Source organism: Devosia sp. Root635 (assembly GCF_001427605.1).
Lineage (GTDB): Bacteria > Pseudomonadota > Alphaproteobacteria > Rhizobiales > Devosiaceae > Devosia.
Genome location: NZ_LMGZ01000001.1, coordinates 374,048 through 399,535 on the forward strand (window position 1 = coordinate 374,048; position 25,488 = coordinate 399,535).

Annotated in this window: 23 protein-coding genes and 1 riboswitch; of the genes, 8 read left to right on the forward strand and 15 right to left on the reverse strand. The window is 65.5% G+C overall.

Annotated elements, in window-relative coordinates:
* The first annotated feature begins 99 nt into the window (after nt 1-99).
* The 3 genes from ASD80_RS01835 to ASD80_RS01845 all read left to right on the forward strand — a co-directional run bounded on the left by ASD80_RS01835 (nt 100) and on the right by ASD80_RS01845 (nt 1,982).
* Nucleotides 100-999 (forward strand): cation diffusion facilitator family transporter, encoded by a 900-nt coding sequence (locus ASD80_RS01835; RefSeq protein ID WP_200950196.1) that lies wholly within the window; start codon nt 100-102, stop codon nt 997-999.
* An 89-nt stretch (nt 1,000-1,088) separates the two neighbouring features.
* Complete coding sequence (locus ASD80_RS01840) at nt 1,089-1,379, forward strand: DUF4282 domain-containing protein (RefSeq protein WP_056228092.1); 291 nt, start codon at nt 1,089-1,091, stop codon at nt 1,377-1,379.
* Nucleotides 1,380-1,514: 135 nt separating this feature from the next.
* Nucleotides 1,515-1,982, forward strand: a complete 468-nt coding sequence (locus tag ASD80_RS01845; RefSeq protein WP_056228096.1) for a hypothetical protein — start codon at nt 1,515-1,517, stop codon at nt 1,980-1,982.
* A gap of 194 nt (nt 1,983-2,176) precedes the next feature.
* Here the strand turns inward: ASD80_RS01845 and cobO are convergent, their stop codons facing one another.
* From cobO to ASD80_RS01870, 5 genes are all read right to left on the reverse strand, one after another.
* On the reverse strand, nt 2,177-2,818 hold the full coding sequence (gene cobO / locus ASD80_RS01850; protein WP_056228099.1) for a cob(I)yrinic acid a,c-diamide adenosyltransferase: 642 nt from the start codon (nt 2,816-2,818) through the stop codon (nt 2,177-2,179).
* Entirely contained in the window at nt 2,815-7,260 is a 4,446-nt protein-coding gene (locus ASD80_RS01855; RefSeq protein ID WP_056228102.1) for a cobaltochelatase subunit CobN, read from the reverse strand. The genes cobO and ASD80_RS01855 overlap by 4 nt, the downstream gene beginning before the upstream one ends.
* A 172-nt stretch (nt 7,261-7,432) precedes the next feature.
* Nucleotides 7,433-8,488 (reverse strand): cobalamin biosynthesis protein CobW, encoded by a 1,056-nt coding sequence (gene cobW / locus ASD80_RS01860; protein WP_056228105.1) that lies wholly within the window; start codon nt 8,486-8,488, stop codon nt 7,433-7,435.
* Nucleotides 8,485-9,249 carry a CbtA family protein gene (locus ASD80_RS01865; protein ID WP_056228107.1) on the reverse strand — a complete coding sequence of 255 codons (765 nt, stop codon included), beginning with the start codon at nt 9,247-9,249 and terminating at the stop codon, nt 8,485-8,487. Before ASD80_RS01865 ends, cobW begins: the two co-directional genes overlap by 4 nt.
* 24 nt (nt 9,250-9,273) lie before the next feature.
* Nucleotides 9,274-9,456 (reverse strand): CbtB domain-containing protein, encoded by a 183-nt coding sequence (locus ASD80_RS01870; protein WP_056228109.1) that lies wholly within the window; start codon nt 9,454-9,456, stop codon nt 9,274-9,276.
* Nucleotides 9,457-9,550: 94 nt separating this feature from the next.
* Nucleotides 9,551-9,763, reverse strand: a riboswitch (cobalamin riboswitch).
* A 65-nt stretch (nt 9,764-9,828) separates the two neighbouring features.
* Between ASD80_RS01870 and ASD80_RS01875 the strand changes: the two genes are divergently transcribed.
* Both ASD80_RS01875 and ASD80_RS01880 read left to right on the forward strand, forming a co-directional pair.
* Entirely contained in the window at nt 9,829-10,083 is a 255-nt protein-coding gene (locus ASD80_RS01875; RefSeq protein WP_056228111.1) for a DUF2164 domain-containing protein, read from the forward strand.
* Nucleotides 10,084-10,162: 79 nt separating this feature from the next.
* Nucleotides 10,163-10,519: a DMT family protein gene (locus tag ASD80_RS01880; RefSeq protein WP_274532308.1), complete on the forward strand. Its 357-nt coding sequence runs from the start codon at nt 10,163-10,165 to the stop codon at nt 10,517-10,519.
* A 151-nt stretch (nt 10,520-10,670) separates the two neighbouring features.
* On the opposite strand, the gene aztD is transcribed toward ASD80_RS01880, so the two are convergent.
* Together aztD and ASD80_RS01890 are read right to left on the reverse strand one after the other, a co-directional pair.
* Nucleotides 10,671-11,861, reverse strand: coding sequence for a zinc metallochaperone AztD (aztD, locus tag ASD80_RS01885; RefSeq protein WP_056228114.1), 1,191 nt, complete (start codon nt 11,859-11,861; stop codon nt 10,671-10,673).
* A gap of 211 nt (nt 11,862-12,072) precedes the next feature.
* Nucleotides 12,073-13,017, reverse strand: coding sequence for a zinc ABC transporter substrate-binding protein (locus ASD80_RS01890; protein WP_056228117.1), 945 nt, complete (start codon nt 13,015-13,017; stop codon nt 12,073-12,075).
* Nucleotides 13,018-13,179: 162 nt separating this feature from the next.
* Here ASD80_RS01890 and ASD80_RS01895 point away from each other — a divergent pair, with 162 nt between their 5' ends.
* From ASD80_RS01895 to ASD80_RS01905, 3 genes are all read left to right on the forward strand, one after another.
* Nucleotides 13,180-13,974 carry a metal ABC transporter ATP-binding protein gene (locus ASD80_RS01895; RefSeq protein ID WP_082554981.1) on the forward strand — a complete coding sequence of 265 codons (795 nt, stop codon included), beginning with the start codon at nt 13,180-13,182 and terminating at the stop codon, nt 13,972-13,974.
* Nucleotides 13,975-14,150: 176 nt separating this feature from the next.
* The gene (locus ASD80_RS01900; protein WP_056228120.1) at nt 14,151-14,969 is read left to right on the forward strand and encodes a metal ABC transporter permease; all 819 of its coding nucleotides are present in this window, start codon (nt 14,151-14,153) and stop codon (nt 14,967-14,969) included.
* Nucleotides 14,959-15,372, forward strand: a complete 414-nt coding sequence (locus ASD80_RS01905; protein ID WP_056228122.1) for a Fur family transcriptional regulator — start codon at nt 14,959-14,961, stop codon at nt 15,370-15,372. Before ASD80_RS01900 ends, ASD80_RS01905 begins: the two co-directional genes overlap by 11 nt.
* 135 nt (nt 15,373-15,507) lie before the next feature.
* Here ASD80_RS01905 and rsmD read toward each other — a convergent pair whose 3' ends face one another.
* From rsmD to ASD80_RS01945, 8 genes are all read right to left on the reverse strand, one after another.
* Nucleotides 15,508-16,065, reverse strand: coding sequence for a 16S rRNA (guanine(966)-N(2))-methyltransferase RsmD (gene rsmD / locus ASD80_RS01910; protein ID WP_056228125.1), 558 nt, complete (start codon nt 16,063-16,065; stop codon nt 15,508-15,510).
* Between the two features lie 120 nt (nt 16,066-16,185).
* Nucleotides 16,186-17,973, reverse strand: coding sequence for a pseudouridine synthase (locus tag ASD80_RS01915; protein WP_056228128.1), 1,788 nt, complete (start codon nt 17,971-17,973; stop codon nt 16,186-16,188).
* Between the two features lie 119 nt (nt 17,974-18,092).
* Nucleotides 18,093-18,800 carry a hypothetical protein gene (locus ASD80_RS01920; RefSeq protein ID WP_056228131.1) on the reverse strand — a complete coding sequence of 236 codons (708 nt, stop codon included), beginning with the start codon at nt 18,798-18,800 and terminating at the stop codon, nt 18,093-18,095.
* A 66-nt stretch (nt 18,801-18,866) separates the two neighbouring features.
* Nucleotides 18,867-19,415, reverse strand: coding sequence for a signal peptidase II (gene lspA / locus ASD80_RS01925; protein WP_056228135.1), 549 nt, complete (start codon nt 19,413-19,415; stop codon nt 18,867-18,869).
* A gap of 118 nt (nt 19,416-19,533) precedes the next feature.
* Nucleotides 19,534-22,578 (reverse strand): isoleucine--tRNA ligase, encoded by a 3,045-nt coding sequence (gene ileS, locus ASD80_RS01930; RefSeq protein WP_056228137.1) that lies wholly within the window; start codon nt 22,576-22,578, stop codon nt 19,534-19,536.
* A 77-nt stretch (nt 22,579-22,655) separates the two neighbouring features.
* The gene (locus ASD80_RS01935) at nt 22,656-23,834 is read right to left on the reverse strand and encodes a hypothetical protein (protein WP_156460277.1); all 1,179 of its coding nucleotides are present in this window, start codon (nt 23,832-23,834) and stop codon (nt 22,656-22,658) included.
* On the reverse strand, nt 23,831-25,024 hold the full coding sequence (locus ASD80_RS01940; RefSeq protein ID WP_056228143.1) for a glycosyltransferase: 1,194 nt from the start codon (nt 25,022-25,024) through the stop codon (nt 23,831-23,833). Before ASD80_RS01940 ends, ASD80_RS01935 begins: the two co-directional genes overlap by 4 nt.
* Before the next feature lie 2 nt (nt 25,025-25,026).
* On the reverse strand, nt 25,027-25,338 hold the full coding sequence (locus ASD80_RS01945) for a hypothetical protein (protein ID WP_056228146.1): 312 nt from the start codon (nt 25,336-25,338) through the stop codon (nt 25,027-25,029).
* Between the last annotated feature and the right edge of the window lie 150 nt (nt 25,339-25,488).

Consider the following 25,488-nt stretch of genomic DNA (forward strand, 5'->3'; position numbering starts at 1 on the left):
AGATCAGAATGCTTCTGAAAATGATTTGCAAATTCAACGACTTGCCGTATCGCGGGCTTGGGTCTATGGGCTGAGGACAGCCAATCGGGGGCCTCTGTCGTGAGCATTACCGCAAACAGAACGCTGGCCATTGCCGGAGCGAGCCTGCTCGTGGGGCTGATCGTGCTCGGGCTGAAATTCCTCGCCTGGTATGTGACCGGCTCGATCGCGCTTTATTCCGATGCGCTGGAATCGATCGTCAATGTGGTGACGGCCATCGTGGCGCTGATCGCGGTGCGGCTGGCGCAGAAGCCGGCCGATGCCGCCCTGCCCTATGGCTATCACAAGGCCGAATATTTCTCGGCGGTCATCGTGGGCGTGATGATTATCGTGGCGGCGATATTGATCTTCCGCGAGGCGGTGCTGGGGTTCCTCACCCCGGAACTGCCGGAGGCGCCGGTGCAGGGGCTGATGGTCAGCGGCGTGGCGACCGTGATCAACGTGATCTGGGCCTTCGTGCTGATCCGGCATGGGCGGGCGGTGCGGTCGCCGGCGCTGGAGGCCGATGGCCGGCACCTGCTGACCGACGTGGTTTCGACCATTGGCGTGCTGGTCGGGCTGGGGCTGGTGTTTCTCACCGGCTGGGCCGTGCTCGACCCGATCCTGGCGGGGCTGGTGGCGCTCAATATATTGTGGTCGGGCTGGGGCGTGATCCGCGACAGCGTGGGCGGGCTGATGGACGTGGCCGTGCCGGCCGACACGCAGAAGACCATCCGCGAGGTGATCGCCGCCAATGCCGAGGGGGCGATCGAGGCACATGACGTGCGCACGCGGCAGGCGGGGAAGATGACCTTCATCGATTTTCACCTGGTGGTACCGGGGGCGATGAGCGTGGATGCGGCACATGCCATCTGCGACGCAATCGAGGCCAAGCTGCGCGAGGCGGTGAAGGATGTGCAGATCACCATTCATGTGGAGCCGGAGGAGAAGGCGAAACATGCGGGGATCGTGGTGGTGTGACTGGCTTGGCAGCCAATTTATCCGCAGGATAGTCTTGCCTGAACAGGTTTAAATGGTAGCGTGATCCAGCCTGAAACAAGGGGGACTTCATGCTCAAGGCGTTTTTGACTTTCGACTCTTTCATCCTGCCGAAGATAACCAAGGTGATCTACTGGATCGGCCTGGTGCTGATCGCGCTGGGCACGCTGGCCGGGGCATTCGGCGCCCTGGCCATGGGCAGCAGCGCCTATGCGCCGCCCGCCGCAGGCTTCTTCGGATTCATCACGGCGCTTGTCGGCGGTGTCGTCGGCGCGATCGTATGGCGGATCGCGGTCGAGTTGTGGATGGTCCTGTTCTCCATCTACGACGTGCTCAAGGAAATCCGCGACCAGCGTCGCTAGATGGCCTGCAGGCTGGTCCGAGGGCCGGCCTGCCCCAATCACGATGCCGAAAGAGCCGACGGGCAAGCAGGCTCGTTTCGGCCATGCCGAACTTTGTGACTTGCGGGCAACCTGCGGCGCGGGCAGATTCGGAGCATGCGTATCCTGCTTGCCCTTCTCCTCACCCTGTTTGCCGTCCCCGCTTTCGCGCAGGGGTGGGAGCATTATGACAATGGCCGGTTCGGCTATGGCGTGGATATTCCGCCCGGCTTCGCCGGCCAGGGCGAGAGCGACAATGGCGATGGCGCGACTTTCGCGGCCGGGGGCAATCCGACCTACCTGACGGTGTGGGGCGGTGGACTGATGGGCAGCTTCGAGGACGAAGTGGCCCAGCGCATGCGGTGGAGCGAGGCGGAGGCCTGGAACACTACCTATCAGGCGACGACACCGCGCTGGGCCAGTTGGTCGGCGATCAAGGGATTTCGGATTCTCTATCAGCGCATGGTGCTGCTGTGCGACGGGACGAGCTATGCGGCATTCCGCATGGACTATTCGGTGACCGATGCGTCGGACATGGCCCCGGTGGTGGAGCGGCTGGTGCGGAGTTTGCGGGGGAATTGCTGAGCCTCACGGCTTCAGCAACCCTCCGCACCGTCCTCGGACTTGATCCGAGGACCACTTGCCGCTCGTGTCGCGTTGGGAATGGCCCTCGGATCAAGTCCGAGGGCGGTACGGTGGGTGGAACGGGCGTGGTGCCACGCCCTCGTGGTTCGAGGCTCGCAAGAGCTCGCACCTCACCATGCGGGCTACTGGACTGCCTAGAACTCGATGCCCTTTTGTGCTTTCACGCCTGATCGGAAGTGGTGCTTGATTTCGGTCATTTCGGTGACGAGGTCGGCGATTTCGATGATTTCGTCCTTGGCGTTGCGGCCGGTGACGATGACGTGCTTGTCGGCGGGCTTGTTGCGCAGGAACTCCACCACTTCCTCAAGGGGGAGATAGTCGTAGCGCAGGACGATGTTGAGTTCGTCGAGCAGGACCAGCTTGTAGCTGGGGTCCGAGATCAGCGCCCTGGCCTGGTCCCAGGCCTTGCGGGCGGCGGCGAGGTCGCGCTGGCGGTCGGCGACGTCCCAGGTGAAGCCCTCGCCCATGGCGTTGATGGTGACCAGATCGGGGAATTTGTCGAGCACGTCGCGCTCGCCGGTCTCCCAGACGCCCTTGACGAATTGCACCACGCCCACCTTGAAGCCGTGGCCCAGCGCGCGGAACACCATGCCGAAGGCGGCGGTGGATTTGCCCTTGCCCTTGCCGGTATGGACGATCAGCAGGCCTTTTTCCTGGGTCTTTGTGGCGAGAATCTTGTTCCGCGCCTCGCGCTTCTTCTTCATTTTCTCGGCGTGATAGGCGTCGCGCTCCGCCTCGGTCATCAGGTCGGTCTTCTTGACGGGCTTGTCGGTCATTTGGCTTCCTCCAGATAGGCATAGGCGGAATTGGAGCGCGGCACCCAGAGGCCGCGTTGGCGGGCTTCATTGAATTTTGCGATCAGTTCGGCAAAGCCGTGGGCGTTGGCGGATTTCAACCAATCGCGGGTGGCATCGTCCTCGACGAAGGCTTCGAAGGCCAGGTCGAAATGGTGGGTCCTGACCGCGCCCGTGGTGGCGGCAAAGGCGAACATGAAATCGACGGTGGCAATGATCTCAAAGGCGCCGCGATAGCCGTGGCGCTGCATGCCGGCGATCCACTTCGGATTGACCACGCGGGAACGCATGACGTGGGAAATCTCCTCGTCCAGCGTGCGGATCAGCGGGCGTTCGGGGCGGGAATGATCGTTGTGATAGGCGGCGGGTTTTGCGCCGGTGAGGCTCTCGGCGGCGGCGGAAAGGCCGCCCTCGAACTGGTAGTAATTGTCGCTGTCGAGCAGGTCGTGCTCGCGATTGTCCTGGTTGTGGATGACGGCGTCGATTTCGGAGAGGCGGGCGGCGAAGCGGTCGCGCTGGGGGGTGCCGGCGTGCTTTGCGCCATAGGCGTACTGGCCCCAATCGAGGGCGCGATTGGCGAGGTCGGCCTTGGTGGACCAGGTGCCGGAATCCACCATGGCGTTGAGGCCGGCGCCATAAGTGCCGGGTTGGGAGCCGAAGATGCGGTGGCCGGCGGCGGCTTCGTCCTGGCCGGATGCGATGAGGCCGAGGGCGTCTGCGCGCATGGTGGCGGCGATGGGGTTGTCGTCGGCAGGTTCGTCGAGGGCCCCGATGGCGCGGATGGCGCGGTCGAACAGGGCGATCTGGGCCGGGAAGGCGTCGCGGAAGAAGCCGGAAATGCGCATTGTTACATCGACGCGGGGGCGGCCGAGTTTGGCCAGCGGGATGATTTCATAGCCAGAGACGCGGAGGGAGCCGGGGTCCCAGGTGGGGCGGGCGCCGATCAGGGCCAGGGCCTGGGCGATATCGTCGCCGCCGGTGCGCATGTTCGCCGTGCCCCAGACGGAGAGGGCAACCGCGCGCAGGTGATGGCCATGATCTTGCAGGTGGCGGAGAACCAGGCTTTCGGCGGACTTTTTGCCCAGTTCCCACGCCGACGGCGTGGGGACGGCGCGAGAATCCACCGAATAGAAATTGCGGCCGGTGGGGAGCACGTCGAGCCGCCCGCGCGAAGGGGCGCCGGAGGGGCCGGGGGCGATGAATTTGCCATCGAGGCCGGCGATGAGGCCGGCGATTTCCGCCGGACCAGAGGCGGCGAGGCGGGGGCGGATGGTGGATTGGACGGTGGCGAGGACGGAGGCGGTGGCGGCCCAGTCGGGGGGGAGGTCTAGGGTGCCTTCCACCAGGGCGGCCGCGAGGGATTCGAGGTGTTCGACGACGTCGCCGATGGTCCGGAGATTTGCACCAGATTCAGCAGTCGTCCTTGCCTCCCCCTTGAGGGGAGGGATCGAGGGTGGGGGTCCATCAGAGGTCCATTGAACCACCCCCTCCCCAGCCCTCCCCTCAAGGGGGAGGGAGGACGACTGCGGTATCGTAGTCGGCCCGGTCCAGGGGGCCCCGAGCTTTGCCGTCAATGGATCGAAGCCGAGCTTGAGGTCGTCCGCCAGGGCGCGGATGAGGGAGGCCTCCCCTGCCCCGTCGCCGCGCGGGACGCGGGCCAGGGCGACGGCGAGGTCGCGTTCGAGATTGCCCTCGGGCGATTGGCCGAAGATGTGCAGTCCGTCGCGGATCTGGGCCTCCTTGAGGTCGCAGAGGAAGTTGTCGATCTTGATGAGGGCCTGGGTTTCGTCCTCGGGCAGGCCGATATCGCGATCGAGCCTGGTGTCGCTGACGAAATCGAGGATGCGGCGGCGAAGGTCGGCCAGGCGGCGGCGGTCCATGCCGGAGGCGGCATAATATTCGTCGAGCAGGGCTTCGAGGTCTTTGAGGGGACCATAGGTCTCGGCGCGGGTGAGCGGGGGCACGAGGTGGTCGATGATGACGGCGCCCGTGCGGCGCTTGGCCTGGGTGCCCTCGCCCGGATCGTTGACGATGAAGGGATAGAGGTGCGGCAACTGGCCCCAGAGGGCGTCGGGATAGCTGGCTTCATCGAGCGCGGCGGCCTTGCCGGGGAGCCATTCGAGCGTGCCGTGCTTGCCGTTGTGGATGAGAGCATGGGCGCCGAAATCGTGGCGCAGCCAGAGATAGGCGGCGAGATAGGCATGAGGGGGGACGAGGGCCGGATCGTGATAGGAGGCGGTTTCGTCGAGGTGGTAGCCACGGGCGGGCTGGAGCAGGATGGCGATATTGCCTGATATCAGGGCCGGGAGATGGAAGGTTCTTTCGCGCACGAAGGGATCGGTGGCCGGGTGGCCCCAGCGGGCGGTGACTTCGGTGCGGATTTGCGCCGGGAGGGTAGCGAAGAGTTCGAGATAGCGGGCGAGGGTTAGCGTGGCGGGGGAGGTGCCGCGCATGGGATTGGCGTTGGTGGGGCCGGATTGAAGGGCGGCGATGAGGGCAGCGGCGGTCAAAGTGCTGACTGATGGACCTCCTCCCTCGGTCCCTCCCCTCAAAGGGGAGGGAGGCGATGGAGCCGAGAGTTCGTCGAGGGTGGCGGTTATGGTTTGCCAGATGCCATCTTGATTGGTGGATATGTCGGAGTTGGTGAAGCGAAGGACCTTATAGCCGATGCTTGCCAGATAGTGCGTGCGTTCGAGATCACGGCGAATGCCGTCGTCCGAAAAATGCGAGTCACCGTCGAGCTCGATCACAAGCTTTGGGTGATGGCTGGCGAAATCGGCGATGTATTTTCCAAGCGGAACCTGCCGCCGGAATTTTACACCGCGTTCAGCGAACGTTCGCAGCAGCGGCCACAGAACCCGCTCCGGGACGGTCTGACCCCCACGTAGCCGCCGCGCATTCGAAATGCTTTTGCTGTGTTCCCGTCTGGCATTGCTGAAAGCAAGAGGCTTGGCCTCCCCTCCCCCTTGAGGGGAGGGGTCGGGGGTGGGGGTGGTGCCGTGGTTCACTGATGGACCCCCTCCCTCGGTCCCTCCCCTCAAGGGGGAGGGAGGCGATGGAGCGACGTTGAGGGTGTAACCCGCCCTTGCCAGTTCCATCAGTATCCGCACCGTGGATTCCGGGGCGTCGTAGCCGACGCCGTTGGCGAGGCGGCCGTCGCGGATGGGGTAGTTGGCGAGGACGATGGCCACCTTGCGGTCGGCGCGGGGGGTGGTGCGGAGGCGGGACCAGTTTTTGGCCAGGGTCACGGCGCGGGTGATGCCGGAGGGGTCGGGGGTGTAGGCGGTGAGGGGGACCTGGCAGCGGGTGTGCCAGACGGCGTCGGCCTTGTGGCCGATGATGAGGCCGGCGAGGCGCCCGTCGACTTCGGGCATGACGAGGAACATCGCCATGTCCTTGGAAGAAAGGCCCTGGCTGTCGGCCAGCCATTGCGCTTCGGAGCGGCCGGACTGGATGAGCTGGATGACCGGGGCGTCGGTGGTGGAAAAGGGGTTGGCCTTGTCGTCGAGGCTGTCGAGACCGAGGGCGAAGCCGGTGAGGTTGAGAATGGCCGAAGGCGGGAAGGCCGCGAGGGCGTTCTGCACGAAGCGGGCGCAGGGGGCTTCCTTGAGCGAGGAGACCAGCAGCGGGACCGGGGCGAGGTTTTGGGATTCTAGCTCGGCGATGAGGGCGGCGATGGTGGCCGTGCCGGCGCCTTCGAGGGCGGCGCGGTAGAAGAGGATGGGGATGTATTGGAGTGCCCGACCTCGTGGTTCGACGGGCTCACCATGAGGTCTTTGATGGAGCGCGCGCAGGCCGGGCTCGTCGGTCATGCCTGTGGTTGGGTGCCAGAGGCCGAAGCGGGCGAAGGGTTGGGGTAATGTCCGAAGGACCCCCTCCCCAGCTTCGCTACGACCCGTTGGGTCGAGCTGCGCTACCCTCCCCTCAGGGGGGAGGGTGGGTACAGCGGCGAGTTCTCGGAAGGCAGTGAGAATCGTATCGGCGTTATCCGGACCGCCTGCGGTGAAGAGGCTGTGGAGCCTTGTCCAGTCATCGGGGTGGATGGTGGAGCGGGATTGCAGGATGGGGTCGGGGTTGGCGTCGCCGGGGAGCAGGGCGAGCGGAATCTTCCTGTTGGCGCAGAGGGCGGTGAGTTCGTCGACGCCGTATTGGAAATAGGCGGCGCCGCCGATGAGGCGGAGAGTGACGAGGCGCGCATGGGCCACCGTCTTTTCGAGCCAGAGATCGACAGAGAGATTGTTGGAGAGGCGCAGCGTATTGGCGAGACGGAGTTCATCCTCCCCTGCCCGGTCGGCGGCGCCGGCCAGCATGGCCAGTTCGCTATCGGCCGACGAGGCAAAGACCAGCGCCCCGGGGCGCTGGTTGAGATCGATGGCCTCGCCTTCCTGCTGGATGGCGCCGGCCTGGGCGGAGAGGAGGTGCATCACCGATTTCCTCCGCGGGAACCGAACGACCCCCTCCCCGGCCCTCCCCTCAAGGGGGAGGGAGGGATAGCGTCGATGGCGCAGAGTTTGCGGCTCCATTGCTTCCCTCCCCTCAGAGGGGAGGGATCGAGGTAGGGGGGCGAGGAGGTGAGCACCCTTGTGCGGTTCATCCCTAAGCGGCGACCTTGGCCGCTCTCTGCAGGCTCTGCGTTATCGCCGCGCGGTCGACCGGCTGTTCTCCGATGACGACGAGGGCCGTGTCGCGGATTTCGCCGTCTTTCCAGGGGCGGTCGAAATAGGCGGTGACGCGGGGGCCGACGGCCTGGATGGCGAGGCGTGCGGCGGCGCCGGGGATGGCGGCAAAGCCCTTGAGGCGCAGAACGTCGTGGTCGCGGATGGTCTGTTCGATCACAGCGAGGAGGTCGTCCTTGCTGCCGATAGCTGGCAGGCGCAGCGAGAAGCTGTCGAAATCGTCGTGCTCGTGGGTCTGGTCGCCGTGCTCCAGCTCATGGTGGCTGGGGCGGTTGGCGATGTCGTCTTCGCTGCCCATACCCATGCCGAGCAAAGCGGCGATATCGACATGGCCGTTGCGGGCGCGGATGAGACCGACGCCGGGGCGCATTTCGGCGCGCAGATTGGCCTCCACCTTATCGAGGGTCGCGTCATCGACGAGATCGGCCTTGTTGACGACGACCAGGTCGGCCACGGAGAGCTGATCCTCGAACAGTTCGCCGAGGGGCGTTTCGTGGTCGAGCATTTCGTCCTGGCGGCGCTGGGCGTCGACCGCGGCTTCGTCGCTGGCGAAACGGCCTTCGGCGAGGGCCGAGGCGTCGGCGACGGTGACGACGCCGTCAATGGTGACCTGGGCCTTGATCTCGGGCCAGTTGAAGGCGCGGATCAGCGGCTGGGGCAGCGCGAGGCCCGAGGTTTCGATGACGATGTGATCGAACTTTTCCGGGCGGGCGAGCAGAGCCTGCATGGTGGGGATGAATTCATCGGCCACGGTGCAGCAGATGCAGCCATTGGAGAGTTCGACCATGTCCTCTTCGCGGCAGGTTTCGTCGCCGCAGCCGGCGAGAATGTCCTTGTCGACGCCCAGATCACCGAATTCGTTGATGATGAGCGCGATGCGCTTGCCCTTGGGGGCGTGCGCCAAGAGGTGACGCACGAGGGTTGTCTTGCCGGCGCCGAGGAAGCCGGTGATGACTGTCGTCGGGATCTTGGTCATGCGGGCACCCCGTTGGGAACGCTGTTGCGGGCGGCAAAGACGTCGTTGAGCTTGCCGAAGACCACGCCGAGCACCAGCCAGAACACCAGCGCGGTGCCCAGGGTGATGGCGGCGAATTCAGTGGCGAGATGGGCCGGGACGGCGCTCGGCTCATCGGGCGCCACCGGGGCGCCGATGATATGCGGGGCGGCGACCAGCGCGATGGCGACGGCAAAGGCCCAGCCGGCGCGGGTCTTGGCCAGCAGCAGGCAGGCGGCACCGGTGGCCAGCGCCGTGCCGACCCACCAGACCTGGCGGGCGCCGAGATCGGCGGCCGGCATGCCGGGCAGCTCAGGCGCCAGGCCATAGGCCGGAGCCAGCGAGAAGGTGACGAAGCCGGCAATGCCCCAGAGGAAGCCATTGGCGAAGGTGATGGGCAGGCCCGCGAACATCGAGACAGCGCCGATGACCAGCGCGAAACCGGCGGCGGCGAGGACGGTGGCAAGCGTCGTATAGGCGGTGCGCTCGAAGCCGTCTGCCGGAGCCCATTCTTCGGGCTCGGCCTCGGTGGCGGCGACGGCGTCGTGCGTGTGCTCGGGCGTGCCGGCGGCGTGTTCGTGATCGGCTGCAACGGCTTCGGCGCCGTGGCTATGGCCGCCTTCACCCTCGAAGGTCTCGGCGTGGAGAATCAGCGGGGTGACGCGGAAATGCTGGAGGCCAGCCGTGATGAGGCCAGCACAAAGGGCTGCGAGAAGCGCAGCGGCAAACAGATTGCGGATCATTTTCGATTTTCCCTGATGCCTGCCTTAGTGGCAGGGGAAGCCCATGGCGTGACGGGTGTCGTGGGCGCCGTTATGCAGGCGGAAATCGCCGGCAAAGCCGGTGCCGACCAGAAGGGTCAGCCCGAGCAGAAGCGCCAGCGAACCGGCAATGATACGCTGGGAAATCGAGAGAGACTGGAGGCCAGTCGAGGTGGTCGTCGTATTCATGTGGCACCCTCCGTGCACGAATAGAATGGGCTCTTCGCCCGGCTGTTCAGTGGGTCGCATTTCGAACCGCAAAAGTGGGAGCCACTTTTGCTGAAATACTCCCAAGGGTGCCGGCAGGTCTCCTGGCTCGCGGTGGAGATAGCGCCCTCGCCTTCCCGATCCGAGGATCAGTGGCCTGTGAGAGCGCGCACCGCTTACAGTTGCGGGGGCAGCCACGGTTTTGCGCCCTGATGGGTACGTCGCACCGTGTTCCCTTTTGATCCCCTTGCCGCAGCGGACGCGGGGAACCAACACGGCAACTGGTGTGCCACCAAAATGGCGGCGGCGCAACGCCGACTCGCGCTAGACAGCGGAGACAAGGAGATTGCCACCATGAAGCCGATCAAGTTCACCCGAGAGGAAACCAAGGCCATCGTCGGGGAAATCCAGGACTATTTCCGCGACGAGCTGGATCAGCAGATCGGCGCCATTCCGGCGGAAATGCTGATGATGTTCTTCGTCGACAAGATGGGCGCCTATTTTTACAACCGCGGGCTCTATGACGCGCAGGGGCTGATCCGCGAGCGCATGGACAGCCTTACCGACGAGATTTTCGGGCTGGAGCAGCCGACGAAGCATCTGCGCTGAAATCCCGCTTCCGCGAAAGCCCGGCGACCGGTAAAAGGCGCGGCCGGGATGGACCGGTTTTCCGTTTTCGGAGGAAGCCTTGGGCTTCAATGTCGCTACGCTGGCGCCCATCGGGCTGCTGATCGCGTCCAATGTCTTCATGACTTTTGCCTGGTATGGGCACCTGAAATTTCCCGGCGCGGCGCTGTGGGCGGCGGTGCTGATAAGCTGGGGCATCGCCTTTTTCGAATACTGGCTGGCCGTACCGGCCAACCGCATCGGCTATGGCACCTTTTCGGGCGCCGAGCTCAAGACCATCCAGGAAGTGATCTCGCTCTCGGTCTTCGTGCTGTTCGCGGTGTTCTACCTGGGCGAGAAATTCACCTGGAACCACGGCATCGGCTTCGCCATGATCGCGCTGGGGGCGTTTTTTATATTCAAGGGGCCGATCAAGTAGGGGCGAGCCCGGTGCGCGCGGCCCACCCCCACCCTTGATCCCTCCCCACAAGGGGAGACGATGAACACCGGCATCGCAACTTGCGCCTCCCTCCCTTGATGGGGAGGGATTGAGGGTGGGGTGGGGCCGCAGGCTCTAAATGACTAGTCGGCTAGTGCACCGTCCCGGACCCACCCACGGCCACGATATTGTACGGCGCGCCGGCGACCGGGATGCTCCGCGTTTCGGTGAAGCTGGCGATATCGACCAGATGCACGGCGCCGGCATTGGGATCGGTCACCGCCACGACGTCACCGGCCACGGCGATGCGCGGGCGCGGCAGGCTCCATTCGCCATCCATGGAATAGGGCTCTGTGACGGCGAGGGACTGGATGATCTCGCCCTTGAGCACGTCGATCTGGCGCAGCTGGCCGTCTTCGGTGAATACATAGGCGAATTTCGGCCGCACGGGATCAGCGGCGAAATGGACGCGGCGGGTGGGCAGGTCGATGAGGCGGAAGGGATTTTCGGCCGAGGGATCGATGGTCACCAATTTGTCGGCGCCGTAATTGCCGAGGAAATATTGGAGGCCCACGCCGCCCAGCAGTGTGGTGGACTTGCCTTCGGGCAGGCCGGCATAGGGCAGCAGGGTGATTTCCGGGGCGCCGGAGCCGGTGACAATAAGCAGGCCCTCGGCGCAGGCGATGACCAGCACATTGCCCGACGAGGCTTCGCCATGCAGGTCCGGGCAGGCATGGAGATCGCCCACTACGGCGCCTGACGCGTCGAGCACCTTGACGCCGATGGGCAGGGCCGTGGCATCGGCCGGATTGGGGACGGAGACGATGGTGTAGTCGCCCCAGGGGACGGCGACGCCGTGATGGGGGGCGCCGCTGTCCAATTCGGCCGTGGCGAGGGTGCCGCCATCGAGCCAGTCGGCTTCGCTGACGACGCGCGTCTTGCCTTCGGCGTCGAAGAAGAGCGCGATCTTGCCGCCATGCTCGACGAAATGGACGGGCTTTTCGCCTGACATAACGGTGTCGATGGCGGCGGGATCGGTGATCTCGATGTCGCCGTGATCGCCATGGTCGTCGAGGTGGATGCCGGAGGCGATGGCCGAGACCTGATTGCCGGCGCCCTGCACGGCATAAACGGCTTCGCCCGAATGGGTGGTGTAGAGCGAGGCGGGGCTGGCCAATGAGAAGGTGGCGAGCGTATCGCCGGTAGCCAGGTCGAGCGCAGTCACGCTGGGCTGGGCGTGATCGGCGATGAAGAGGCGCCAGGCAGAGATGTGGTCGTCGGCGAAGGTGGGAGTGGCGAGGGCGCTGGCGGCGAGGAGGGGTAGCAGGAAGCGAGCGTGCATGACGTCTCCGATATGTTAGCACGTTACGTTTTGGATGGTGGATTTGGGGTGAGAGGGGTGGCGAAGGCGAGTCTTTGTGGGGGTACCCCCTCCCAACCTCCCCCTGATAGGGGGAGGAATCCGGGCGGTGGTTGGGGCGGGATGGTGCAAGGCACTCGATCTGTTCCTCCCCCTTTTCAGGGGGAGGTTAGGAGGGGGTATTATTCCTTCATTACTCCAGGCAATCCACTAGGCTGGTCGCCAGACCCCGCAGCAGGGTGGGATAGAGGTCCGGGCCTTCGGTCAGCGCGCCGCCTTCGGGATCGAGCACGCCGGATTTGGCCACGCTGCCTTCGGTGATGGCGGCGATGATGGTCGGCTCGAAATTGGGTTCGGCGAAAACGCAGGTGGCGCCGAGGGTGGCGAGTTTGGTCTTGAGGGCGTCGATGCGGGCGGCGCCGGGCATGATGTCGGGGGTCACGGTGACCGAGCCGGCGACGTCGAGGCCGAAGCGGGCTTCGAAATACTGATAGGCGTCGTGGAAGACGATGAAGGGCTTGTCGGCGACGGGGGCCAGGGTGGCCGCGAGTTCGGCTTCGAGTTCGTCGAGCTTCACCTGTTCGGCTTCGGCATTGGCCTGGTAGGCCGTGGCGTTTGCCGGGTCGGCTTCGGCCAGCGTCGTGGCGATCTGGGCGACCATCAGCTTGGCGTTTTCGGGATCGAGCCAGAAGTGCATGTCGCCCTCGTCATGGTCAGCGTGGTCATGCTCTTCGTGGTCGTGGTCGTGGTCGTGGTCCTCGCCTTCATGCTCATGGGCTTCGAAGGCGCCGCCTTCGCGGACGGGGAGCAGAGTGATGCCGGGGGAATCGGCGAGTTCGACGACGGTGGCGCCGGTGGCCAGGGTTGCGAGGGCGTCGGCCAGGAAAAGCTCCATGCCATGGCCGGTCCAGAACACGATATCGGCCGCTTCGAGGGCGCCGGCATCGGACGGCTTGAGGGCGTAGGTGTGGGGCGAGGCGGAGCCCTTGACGATGAGAGTCGGCTCGCCCACGCCGGCCATGACTGATGCGACGAGGGAATGCACCGGCTTGATGGAGGCCACGACATTGGGCGCGGCCATGGCCGTGGTGGTGAGAAGCGCCGTGGCCAGCAGGGCGAAGGGGGCGAGCAGTTTCATCGGCGACCTCGTGATATGTTATGTTATTACGCTTGCCGCGATGTTATGCTATAACGTATTGGAGTGGGTCAAGGGGTGGCCGTGCGTTTTTCGCCGGCCTCGACACCCCCACCCCCGGCCCCTCCCCTCAGGGGGGAGGGGAGAGATGGAGCCGATGATTTTATGAATGCGGTCGTTCCGAAAGACATTCTCATCACGCTCAGCAATGCTGGCGTTACGCGCGGTGGGCGAACCCTGGTCAACGGGGTCGACCTGACGATTGCGCGCGGCGAGATCGTGACGCTGATCGGGCCGAACGGCTCGGGCAAATCGACGACCGCCAAGCTGGCGACGGGCGTATTGAAGCCGACCATGGGCAGTGTGACGCGCCTGCCCGGCCTGCGCATCGGCTATGTGCCGCAGAAGCTCAGCATCGACTGGACGCTGCCGTTGACGGTGGAGCGGCTGATGACGCTGACCGGGCGGCATACGCCCGAAGCGATCGACGCGACGCTGGAGGCGGTGGGCGCGGCGCGGCTGCGCAAGGCGGCGGTGCAGGAATTGTCGGGCGGGGAATTCCAGCGCGTGCTGTTTGCGCGGGCAATGATCCGCAAGCCGGACCTGCTGGTGCTGGACGAGCCGGTGCAGGGCGTCGATTTTTCCGGCGAGGTGGCGCTCTATGAGCTGGTGCGGCAAATCCGCGACACGACGCGGAGCGGGATTTTGATGATTTCGCACGATCTGCATGTGGTGATGGCCGAGACTGATACGGTGATCTGCCTCAACGGGCATGTGTGTTGCCGGGGTACGCCGAGCGCGGTGAAGCGCAGCCCGGAATATCTCAAGCTGTTCGGTGAGCGGGCGGCCGGCTCGCTGGCGATTTATGAGCATCATCATGACCACGAGCATCACGACGATGGGTGTGTGGTGGCTGAGGGGCATGAGCATGGGCATGAGGGGCACGATCATGGGCATTGAGGTTTTGGTGGCTGGATGCCCAGTCGTTCTTCCCTCCCCCTTGAGGGGAGGGATCGAGGGTGGGGGTGTCGGGGCCTCCACGCATTTTGAACTCGGGGAAAGCGCGACACCCCCACCCCAACCCCTCCCCTCAAGGGGGAGGGGCTTTGGCTTGGTGCCTGAAACTGGGGTGTGCCATGTTCGGTGATTATTTCACTCGCGCACTCATCGCCGGGGTCGGCCTGGCCCTCGTCGCCGGGCCTCTGGGGTGCTTTGTCGTCTGGCGGCGGATGGCGTATTTCGGCGATACGATGGCGCATTCGGCGCTGCTGGGGGTGGCGCTGTCGATCATCCTGTCGATGAACATGACGCTGGGTGTGTTCGCCGTGGCGGCTTTGGTGGCCGGGGCGCTGATCGTGCTGCAGCGGCAGGCGAGCCTGTCGACCGATGCGTTGCTGGGGATATTGAGCCATTCGACGCTGGCGGTGGGGCTGGTGCTGGTGGGGTTCCTCACCACGGTCCGGATCGACCTGATGGGGTTCCTGTTCGGCGACATCCTGGCCGTATCGGTGGAGGATATCGTCATCATCTATGGCGGCGGGGTGGGCATTCTCGCCATCCTGATCCTGGCGTGGCGGCCTTTGCTGGCATCGACCGTGAGCCCGGAACTGGCGGAGGCCGAAGGGTTGCGGCCGGAGGCGAGCCGGCTGGTGCTGATGATTTTGATGGCCTCGGTCATCGCCATTGCCATGAAGCTGGTGGGCGTGCTGCTCATCACCTCGCTCTTGATCATTCCCGCGGCGACGGCGCGGCGGCTGAGCGCCACGCCGGAGGCGATGGCGGCAGTGGCGGCGGTGCTCGGCGCCGTTGCCGTGGTCGGGGGGTTGTTCGGATCAAGAACGTGGGATACCGCGTCCGGCCCCTCGATCGTGGTGATGGCTTTGGTGATATTCCTTGTGTCGCTGGCGGTTCCCGTTTCGCGACTGTTCGGCAGGAGGGTGCCCCATGGCACATAGTCACGATGTTCCCGGCGACCTGACGCGCAACCAGGGCCTGGTGCTGGGCGCGCTCAACCATTCCGAAGCGCCGCTGAGCGCCTATGACATTCTCGACAGGCTGCGGGCAGACGGCTTGCGGGCGCCGCTGCAGGTGTATCGGGCGCTCGACAAGCTGGTGGAGCGCGGGCTGGCCCATCGGCTGGAATCGCTCAATGCGTTCGTGGCCTGCGCGGATGCGCATTGCCACCGCAAGGGCCTGATTGCCTTTGCGATCTGCGAGGGCTGCGGCAAGGTGGATGAATTTGCCGATGCGGTGATCGAGGAGCGGCTGGGCGACTGGGCCGGCGCCAAGGGGTTTCGGGTGGAGCGGACGACGATGGAGATACGGGGGACGTGCGAGGCGTGTGCGGGGGTGGCCTGAGATTGCGCCACGCCCTCGTGGTTCGAGGCGCTGAAGAAGCGCACCTCACCATGAGGGCTACTTTTAGCTCGATGTTCCAACAGCCCTCATGGTGAGGCGGGAGCGCAGCGACCCTCGAACCACGAGGGCGTGGCACTATCCGCCAAACGTCAGAAAATGCACCGCCGCCGCGCCGTATTCGCGGCGGTCGTCCAGCGTGAAACCCTCGGGGATTTCTGCCGTCGCATCGACGCTTTCCTCGAAGACGATGGTGGCGCCAGGTGCCAGCCAGCCGCCGGCGGCAAGGCCGGCCAGCGCCTGTTCGCCCAGGCCCTTGCCATAGGGCGGGTCGAGGAAGACCAGCTGGAACTGGCCGAAAGTGCCCGGCGTGCCCAGATCGGTGGCATCGCGGCGCAGGAGCTTGGTGATGCCCCCTGCCCCGAAGGCTTCGATGTGATCGCGGATGAGACCACGGGCCTCGGCGCCGGTATCGACGAAGGTGACGTGGCTGGCGCCGCGCGACAGGGCTTCGAGCCCCAGCGCGCCGGTGCCGGCGAAGAGATCGAGCACGCGGATGTCGCTGAAGACCGGGCCGAGGCGGCTGGCGAGGATGTTGAACATCGATTCGCGGACGCGATCGGCCGTGGGGCGGATGGAGTCGTCCGACGGGGAGGTCAGTTGCTTGCCGCGGAATTTGCCGGCGACGATGCGCATGGTGAGGGTCCCTTACACAGATCGTCACCCTCGGGCTTGACCCGAGAGCTCTGTACTTAGCTGCAACTCGGCAAGTGAAGGGCCCTCGGGTCAAGCCCGAGGGTGACGCACGGAGATAAATTACGTCCTCGGCTTGCGCGGCCCACTCGGCCGCCCCGTGCCGCCGCCGGGACGGCCACCGGGCTTGCCGCCCGGCTTGAAACCACCCGGACGCGGGCCGCGGGCCGGCGCCGCACCATCGCGTTTGGCCATGGGCTTGCCGTCGGCGCGCATGCGCGGCTTGCCATAGGTCTTGGCCTCGGAGCCGAATTCGTCGCGGCCCGGACGGGTCGGGCGATCGCCAGCGGGGCGCGCACTCCTGCCTTCGGGGCGGAACGTCTTGGGTCTTTCGGAAAAATTGCGACCGGGGCGCTTGGCTTCGCTCTTGAAAGCCGCGCCTTCGCCGCGCTCGCTATCGGGGCGAAGGCGGGGCGTGAATTCGCGCGCCGGGCGCTCGGCACCGGCATCGCTGCGGCGCGGGCCACGTGGCGTGCCGGCGAATTCGCGATCACGCGGGGGACGAGCCCCGCCTTCCGGGCGCGGACCACGCGGGCGATCGCCGAAGGACTTGCCGGGGCGTTCGCTGCGCTCGGCACCGGCACGCGCCCCGGCCGGACGACGATCATCGTCACGACGCGGACCACGCGTCTTGTCCCCGAAAGGCTTTTTGCCGAAAGGCTTCTTGTCGCCGAAGCTCTTCTTGTCGCCGGACGGCTTGCCGGCCGGACGCGGCGCGGCCTTGCCGAAGGACTTGGCGGACTGGTCATCGCGATCGGGGCGCTTGACGATGCGGGTATTGCGCTTGGCCACGAATTCTTCCGGCGCGCGGCCATCTTCGTCGAAGTGGATATGGCGGGGCGGGGCCATCTCTTCGTCACGCTCGTCAAGCCGCTTCGGCGCGGGCTTGCGGCTGTCGAAGCGGCCAGGGCGATCCTGGCGCGGCCGTTCCTCGTGCATTTCCCGCTCGGTCTTTTCGGCGCCGTCGGTGAAACGGAAGCGCTGGCGGGCGATTTCGACCGTGTTGGTGCCACGCCCCGTCAGGCGGTCGCGGGTGGGCTTGCCGACCAGGGCATTGGCCTCGGCCGGCATCTCGCTGTCGAAATCGACGTCGGCGGCATCGGCGAGCTTCTTGCCGAGCTGGTCGCGCAGCATCTTGGCCTTGATGGTTTCGACGCCACCAACCGGGATATCGCCGAGCTGGAACGGGCCATAGCTGACGCGGATCAGGCGATTGACCTCGAGGCCGAGGGCGCCGAGGACATTCTTGACCTCGCGGTTCTTGCCTTCGCGCAGGGCGAGGACGAGCCAGACATTGGCGCCCTGCTCGCGCTCGAGCGTGGCTTCGATGGCGCCGTATTTGATGCCATCGATCTCGATGCCGTCCTTGAGCTTGTCGAGCGCCGCCTGGGTGACGGTGCCGTGGGCGCGCACGCGATAGCGGCGCAGCCAGCCGGTGGCGGGCAGTTCGAGCACGCGCTTGAGGCCGCCATCATTGGTCAGCAGCAGCAGGCCCTCGGTATTGATATCGAGGCGCCCGACGGTGACGACACGCGGCAGACCGTGGGTTTCGAGATGCTCGAAAATGGTCTCGCGGCCTTCGGGGTCCTTCTCGGTGACAACCAGGCCCGCCGGCTTGTGGTAAAGCCAGACGCGGGTGCCCTGGCGGGCGGCGAGCGGGGCGCCATCGACCATGATCTTGTCGCGGTCGGTGACGTTGAAGGCCGGTGTGAGAACCTTCTTGCCGTTGACGACGACGCGGCCCTCGGTGATCCACACTTCGGCATCGCGGCGGGAGCAGAGTCCGGAGCGGGCGATGACCTTGGCGAGGCGGTCGCCGGTATCGGGTTTGGCGGGAGCAATGTCGCTCATGGCGATTCTTTCATGTCATGCGGGACCCATATGCCCGAGAAAGCCCGGGCGGGCGGCGCGGAAAAGGCGAAGCGGCCGGATGATCCGGCCGCTTGAACAGGTGGAACCGACGGCAAGCGTCAGTCGAGCGTGATCTCGTCGTCGGTCAGGCCCACACCGGGCCCGGAACTGGACGAGGCGCCGGGGGAGCTATAGGTGGCGCGGATGGCCTTGCGCACCGACTCGGGGCATTTGGGATCGTTGAGCGAAACCAGCTCGCCATCGGGCGCGGCACAGACCAGGTCGGCACTGCCGACGCGGGTGAAATATTCCGCGGGCGGCAGATAGAGCGGACGCTTGCCATTGACGGTGCTCACATCGGCGTTGTGCGCCTGCATGCGGGCAACCAGCATGCGAGTTTCCTGCTCGGTCAGCGGGCGGCCCGAAACCGAACTCAAATCCACGACCTTGGCATTGCGCAGGCGCTGGATATCGGCCTCGGAGAGATTGGTGGTATCGATCTGGACGCTGTCGCTATCGGTGGGCAGTTGGGCAACCGCAGCTTCCGGCGCCGGTGGCGGCAAGGCCTGGCCGCTGGCCGGCAGCACCAGCGGGGCGCGGGCGTTGGTAATATCTTCCTTGGGCGCCTCGCCGGGGAGCAGGCCGACACCGCGCGCCGTGGTCGTCATGACCTCGCGCTCGAAGGTGCCGAAATCGGTCAGGGCATTGGTGCCTTCCACCGTGGTACAGGCGCCCAGCGCCAGAGCCAGCAGCAGGCCAACAGATGCCAATCCGGTCCGGGTAGCCGCCCGCAGAGCAGTATGCTGCCCGGTCAAACCAATACGCATGAAACGTCCTTCAAGATGTCGGCGGCGCTTATAGCCTATTCCGTGGGCTAAGGCCAGATTCTGGCATCAACGTGTTCGTGGCCGGCCCAGGCCGATGAGATCGGCGATGAGCAGGATGACACCTGCGGTTATGGCGATGTCGGCCAGGTTGAAGATGTAGAACGACCAGGTGCCCCAATGGAAGTGGAAGAAATCGGCGACGGCGCCGTAGATCAGGCGGTCCATGGCGTTGGACAATGCGCCACCGATGCAGAAGGCGAGGCCGAGCCGGATCAACGCGGAATCGGCCCGCAGCCACCAGACGGACAGCGCGACGATGGCGACCAGCATGACGAGGCCCAGCGCCCAGACCGGCAGGCCATCGAAGAGGCCATAGGAAATGCCAGTGTTCCAGACGAGGACATAGTCGAAGAAATCAGTGACGCGGAGGACTTCGCCGCCGCGCCAGCCAGTCATCGAGAACGGGACATAGCTGGTGAATACGTCGGTGCAGGGGGCGGCGCCGATGGCGATGCAGTCGGACGAGACCTGGAACGCCTTGTGGGCGCGGTCGATGCCAAAGGCCAGGACGGCCGTGGTGAGGGAGATATAGATGGAGGGGGAACGCAGGTTCACGAAGCAGTTGCTCCTTCTCCCCTTCTCCCCTCGTGGGAGAAGGGGGCACCCCGGATCAAGTCCGGGGCAGGCTCTTCTCCCACGAGGGGAGAAGGGGATGGAGCCGATAGCTCCACCATCACAGCCCCGCCGCCGCGCGTTCGCGCAGGGCCTGGGCGTCGCGGAGGGAGACGTCGGGATAGTCCGCGTCGCTGCCGACTTCGGGGAGGATTTTCCACGAGCGGGCGCAGCGCTGGCCCCGGGCCAGGGCGGGGAGGACGGCGACGCCGGGGACGTCATCGAGGGTGAAGGCCTCGGGCGGGGCGTCGGCATTGCCGATCTCGATGGCCGACGTGATGGCGATCTCGGCCAGGTCTTCACCGGCCAAAGCGGTGAGATAGCGCTCATCGGTGATGAACACCTTTGGCGCTGCTTCGAGCGATGAGCCGATGCGCTTTTCGCGGCGCTCGATTTCCAGTGCACCGGTGACGACGCGGCGCACGGCGCGGATCAGCGTCCATTTGCTCGCGAGCTCGTCGTTGAGCCAATCGCGCGGCACTTCGGGGAAGAGGCGCAGGTGGACCGACGAGCCGGCTTCGGGGTGACGCTCCAGCCACACCTCTTCCATGGTGAAGACCAGGATGGGGGCGAGCCAGGCGGTGAGGCAATCGAACAGGTGATGCAGCACCGTCAGCGCCGCCTTGCGCCGGAGCGAGGAGATCGGGTCGCAATAAAGCGCATCCTTGCGGATGTCGAAGTAGAAGGCGCTGAGCTCTATATTCATGAAGTTGGTCAGCAGGGTCACCACCTTGCGGTAGTCGTATTCCTTGTAGGCGCCGCGCACCTGCTCATCGAGCTGGGCCAGGCGATGCAGGATCAACTGCTCCAGCTCGGGCATGTCGGCGAAGCGGACTTCGTCGGCAGGCTGGTAATGGGCGATGTTGCCCAGCAGCCAGCGCAGGGTGTTGCGCAGCTTGCGGTAGGAATCGACCGTGGTCTGGATGATCTCCTTGCCCAGGCGCAGGTCTTCCGAATAGTCGGACGAGGCGACCCAGAGGCGCAGGATATCGGCGCCATATTGCTTGATGACATCCTGCGGGGCGACGGTATTGCCCAGCGACTTGCTCATCTTGCGGCCTTCGCCATCCATGGTGAAGCCATGCGTCAGCACGCTGTCATAGGGGGCGAAGCCGTTGGTGGCGCAGGATTCGAGCAGGCTGGAATGGAACCAGCCGCGATGCTGGTCGGAGCCTTCGAGATACATGGAGGCCGGGAATTTGAGATGCGGCCACTTTTGTTTATTGCGCAAAACCCAGGAATGGGTGGTGCCGCTATCGAACCACACGTCGAGAACGTCGGTGACCATTTCGTAGTCATCGGGGTTCCTGCCGTCGCCGAGATAGCGGGCGGCGGCGCCGGGCTTGTACCAGGCGTCGGCGCCTTCTTCCTCGAAGCTCTGGGCGATACGGTGATTGACCTGCTCGTCCTTGAGGATTTCGTTGGTCTTTTTGTCCACGAAAACGGTGATCGGCACGCCCCAGGCGCGCTGGCGGCTGAGCACCCAATCGGGGCGATCGGCGATCATGGCGCGCAGGCGGTTCTGTCCACCGGGGGGGTAGAATTTGGTGGCGTCGATGGCGGCGAGAGCGCGGTGGCGCAGGGTGTCGGCGGCGGACGACAAGGCCCCCTCACCCGGCGCTGACGCGCCGACCTCTCCCCCAAAGGGAGAGGTGCCTGCGGCGCTGATCGGCCGGTCCATGTAGACGAACCATTGCGGCGTGTTGCGGAAGATGACCGGTTTCTTGGAGCGCCAGGAATGGGGGTATTGGTGCTTGACGCGGCCGCGGGCGACCATGGCATTGCGTTCGGCGAGGGCGGTGATGACGCGCTGGTTGGCGTCGCCCTTCTTGCCGTTGTCGTCAAGAACGCGCGCGCCATCGAAGCCGGGGGCTTCGGACGTGTAGAAGCCGTCATCGCCGACGACGTAGGGGATGGCGGTGTCGATGCCGCGCTCGGCCAGCAGGCGACCGGAATTCATCCAGATCTCGAAGTCATCGAGGCCGTGGCCGGGGGCGGTGTGGACGAAGCCTGTGCCGGCATCGTCGGTGACATGTTCGCCGTCGAGGAGAGGCACGTCAAAGTTGTAGCCATCGCCGAGGCCGCGCAGGGGGTGGGCGCAGGTGATGGCAGACAGCTCGACCGCAGACACGGCGGCGCGCTTTTCAAAGCCGGTAACCTTGGCCTTGGCAAACACGTCAGCCGCCAGTCTGTCTGCAAGGATGTATTTTTCACCAACCTTGGCCCAGTTTTCAGCCGGCGCCTCGGTGACCTCATAAAGGCTGTATTCCACACGGCTTGAGAAGCTGATGGCCCGGTTAGCCGGGATGGTCCACGGTGTGGTGGTCCAGATGACAACCGAAGCATCGCGCAGCTTGAAATCCTGCTCGCCGCGGCCGGACTTATCCTGTGAGGACATATCGACAATTGGCGACTTTGTTACGACAGGGAACTTCACCCAGATCGTGTCGCTCTCGTAGTCGGCATATTCGATCTCCGCCTCAGCCAAAGCCGTGCGTTCCACCACCGACCACATGACAGGCTTGGAGCCGCGATAGAGCTGGCCTGACGTTGCAACCTTCATCAGCTCGCGGGCGATCTGGGCCTCGGCGTCGAAGCTCATGGTGAGGTAGGGGTTGTCCCATTCGCCGAGCACGCCGAGGCGCTTGAATTCTTCGCGCTGGATATCGACCCACTGCTCGGCAAAGGTGCGGCATTCCTGGCGGAATTCGACGACGGGGACTTCGTTCTTGTCCTTGCCCTTGGCGCGGTATTGTTCCTCGATCTTCCATTCGATGGGCAGGCCGTGGCAGTCCCAGCCCGGCACATAGGCCGCGTTGAAACCCAGCATCTGCATGGAGCGGGAGACGAGGTCCTTCAGCGTCTTGTTGAGCGCATGGCCGATATGGATGTTGCCATTGGCATAGGGCGGGCCGTCATGCAGGGTGAAGAGCGGCCGGTCCTTGGCCTGCTCGCGCTGCATCGCGTAGATATCCATGTCTTCCCAGCGCTTGAGCCAGCCCGGCTCGCGGTCGGGGAGACCCGCACGCATGGGGAAATTGGTTTCCGGCAGGAAAAGCGTGGCCGAGTAATCGGTTTCGGCGGCGCCCGTGGCGGTATCGGTCATGGAAAGGGCAATCGGTAAGGGAGATTTGGCCGCCTTTTAGCAAGGGCGGGCGAGCGGGGCAAAGTGTTTTAGGCCGATCAGGCGAGCAGCGGGGCCAGACGCTGGGCCAGCAGGTCCCGCACCGGGCCGCAAAGCTGGTCGCGGTAGTCCATGGCGACGGACCGGGCGCGCTGGCGCTGGGCGGCGTTTTCGTAGCTCGCCATGATCCGCGCCACGATGGCGGCGGGGTCGCGTTCGAAGCGGGTGATGGCATCGACGCAGCCCAGATCGCGGCCCCTGTCGGCGTGATAGGCGTGTTCGAGATGGCGGGGAATGGCAAATTGCGGCAGGCCCATCGCCATGGCCATTGTGAGCGTGCCGTGTTGGCCGGCATTGAGGCAGAGGCGGCTGCGAGCGGCAATATCTGCCAGCGGCAGGGGACCGGGGGTGACCTTTACGCCGGCAGCGGCCAGGGTTTCAATCTGGGCGGGTGAGAGGCCGGGGAGATGCAGACGCAGCAGCGGTCCCAGCCGGCGCAGGGCCTCCATGAGCGGCTCGTCGCGCGGCTCGTCGGTGGAGAAATAGCCGAAAATCTCGTCGCCATCTGCCGCCAGCGGCGTGCTGGCCTCGACGGGCGGCAGATAGGGCGCGTCGCGCTGGCCGGCATAGGCATCGAGCGCGGCGATGGTCTGGGGCAGCGACAGGTGCGATTGATAGATGTCGGAAAAGCGCGCCAGGGGCGCGGTGCCGTAATGGGCCAGGGCGGCGTTGACGGCAGTCAGCAGGTCGGCTTCGTCGTAATGGGCCACAGTGAGCGATGGCACCAGGATGGGGAAGCGCTCCAGCCCCGGCGGCGGCGCCAGATAGCCGGTGCCGATCACGGCGGAGCCGAGGCCGAGAATGCGTGCGGCCAGAGTCGCGAGCGGGGCGAAATCGGCGACCACGACGCTTGAGGCCCGCGCCCGCAGCGTCTCGATCCACCAGCCAAGCCGGGCGATGAGAAATTCGGCATCGCCAAAGCCCAGATCACCCAGATGGTCGGCCCAACTGCAGATGGGTTCGTCGCCGCCCATGGTGCGGCGGCTGCTGTCGATGCCGAAGGCGGAGCCGGGAAACACCAGGTCGCAATAAGGCGCGAGTTCGGCGGCGTGCTGCATGTTGTTGACCGCCGCATCGCATATGGCGAGGCCGTCGAGGGCACGGGCAATGCTGCGCAGGGTGGAGATATGCCCCCGGCCGGCACCACCTTCCCAGGCCAGCATGACCCGCACCGTCATGCCGTAGCGACCTGTTGCAGCACGCGCTGCACCGTGGCGCGCACCAGGACGGCTGTATCACCCAGCAGGACCGGCCGCAGGGACTGCGCCAGTTCGCGGGCATGGCGAGCCATGTGCGTATCGGCATAGACCCGCCGGATCGCGCCGGTGATGGCCGCTGCATCGCGGCGCGGCTGATCGAAGCTGACCAGGGTTCCCATGGCCTCGACGCAGGCGGCATTGGCAGATTGTTCGGACTGGCAGGGCAAGGCGACCTGCGGAAGGCCCAGCGCCAGCCCGAGGCAGGTGATGCCGTGCTGACCGGCATGGACCATCATCCGGCTGCGCTCGGCGATGGCCTGGTGGGAGAGCGGCGTGCGTTCAACGGCGACGCCCCGTGCCGCGAGGCGCGCGGCGAAGTCCGGGCCGATCCCCGGCATGACCACGCGCATAGGCAGATCGACGCCGGCAATGGCGTCCAGAATGACCGGCTCACTGGCCTCGGTGGTGGAGAAATAGACCATGACTTCGTCGCCTGATCCGGCAGTGGGACAGTCCAGTCCCATTGGCGGCAGGTAGTCGGGGTTGCTGCGCCAGGATGCGTAGGGATCGAGGGCGGCAATGGTGCGCGGCATTTGTGCGTCGCAACGATAGATATCGGAGAAATATTGCAGGGCGGCCAGACCGAAGCGCGCGCCGGCGCGGTTGACGACGCCCACCAGGTCGGCCTCCGCATGAACCAGGATATGGCCCTCGGCCGGCGCGGGAAACTGCGCCATGCCGGCCGGTGGCGTGCTGTGGCCCTGGCCGATGGAAATGACCGGAACGCCCAGGGCTCGCGCCGCCAGCATGGCGCAGGGCGCGAATTCGGCGACGACGAGCCCACTGCAGCGGGCTCGTATAGTGTGCATCCACCAGTCGATCTGGCGGGTAAGAAATTCCTCGTCGGCAAAGCCGATGGCGGCCAGGAACTCGGCCCAGTTGCCAATCGGACGGCCCTGACGCATCGCCATGACCGCCGGCTGGTAACCCAGCGTCGCGCCTTGAAACACCAGGTCGCAAAGCGGCGCCAGGTCGGTGGCGTGATCCATCCGGCAAAGCGCCGCGTCATAGCGGCAATCGGACCCCATGGCCTGGGCGAAGACCTTGAGCGTGGTCACATGCCCCCGCCCGGACCCGGCCTCGTTGGCCAGCAGGATGCGGCCCGGCACGGCTAGGCGCGTGGATAACTGGAATCGGGTGGCACGACGACCGGCGGCGGCGGGGGCGGCACCACGACCACCGGCGGCGGCACGACGGGACTGCCTGTGGTGCCTTCGACCCATATTGTGGCCGAGTTGTTGGGCAGGCACTGGGCCGTATGGGCAGCCTTGTCCGAGAAGAACAGGCCGATGCACTGCCTTGTGTGCTGCGCATAGGCGCGCTGGATTTCGGATGCAGCGGCGGGCATGGCGGCGCTGCCGGCCAATGTGGCGACCGTGGTCGCCGCGACGACGGCACGACGGGTGCGGGAACTCTTTGCCATTTGGAACCTCTTTCTATCGAGGGGCAAGGTAGGGTCGCGGCGACAGCGCCGCATCCGACACATGTTCGATGCCGTTAAGTGCTCAACCGTGGTATACTTGCGTAACGGTCGAAATGGGTGTGCACTGCCGTCCATGCGCAGCCGGGGGAC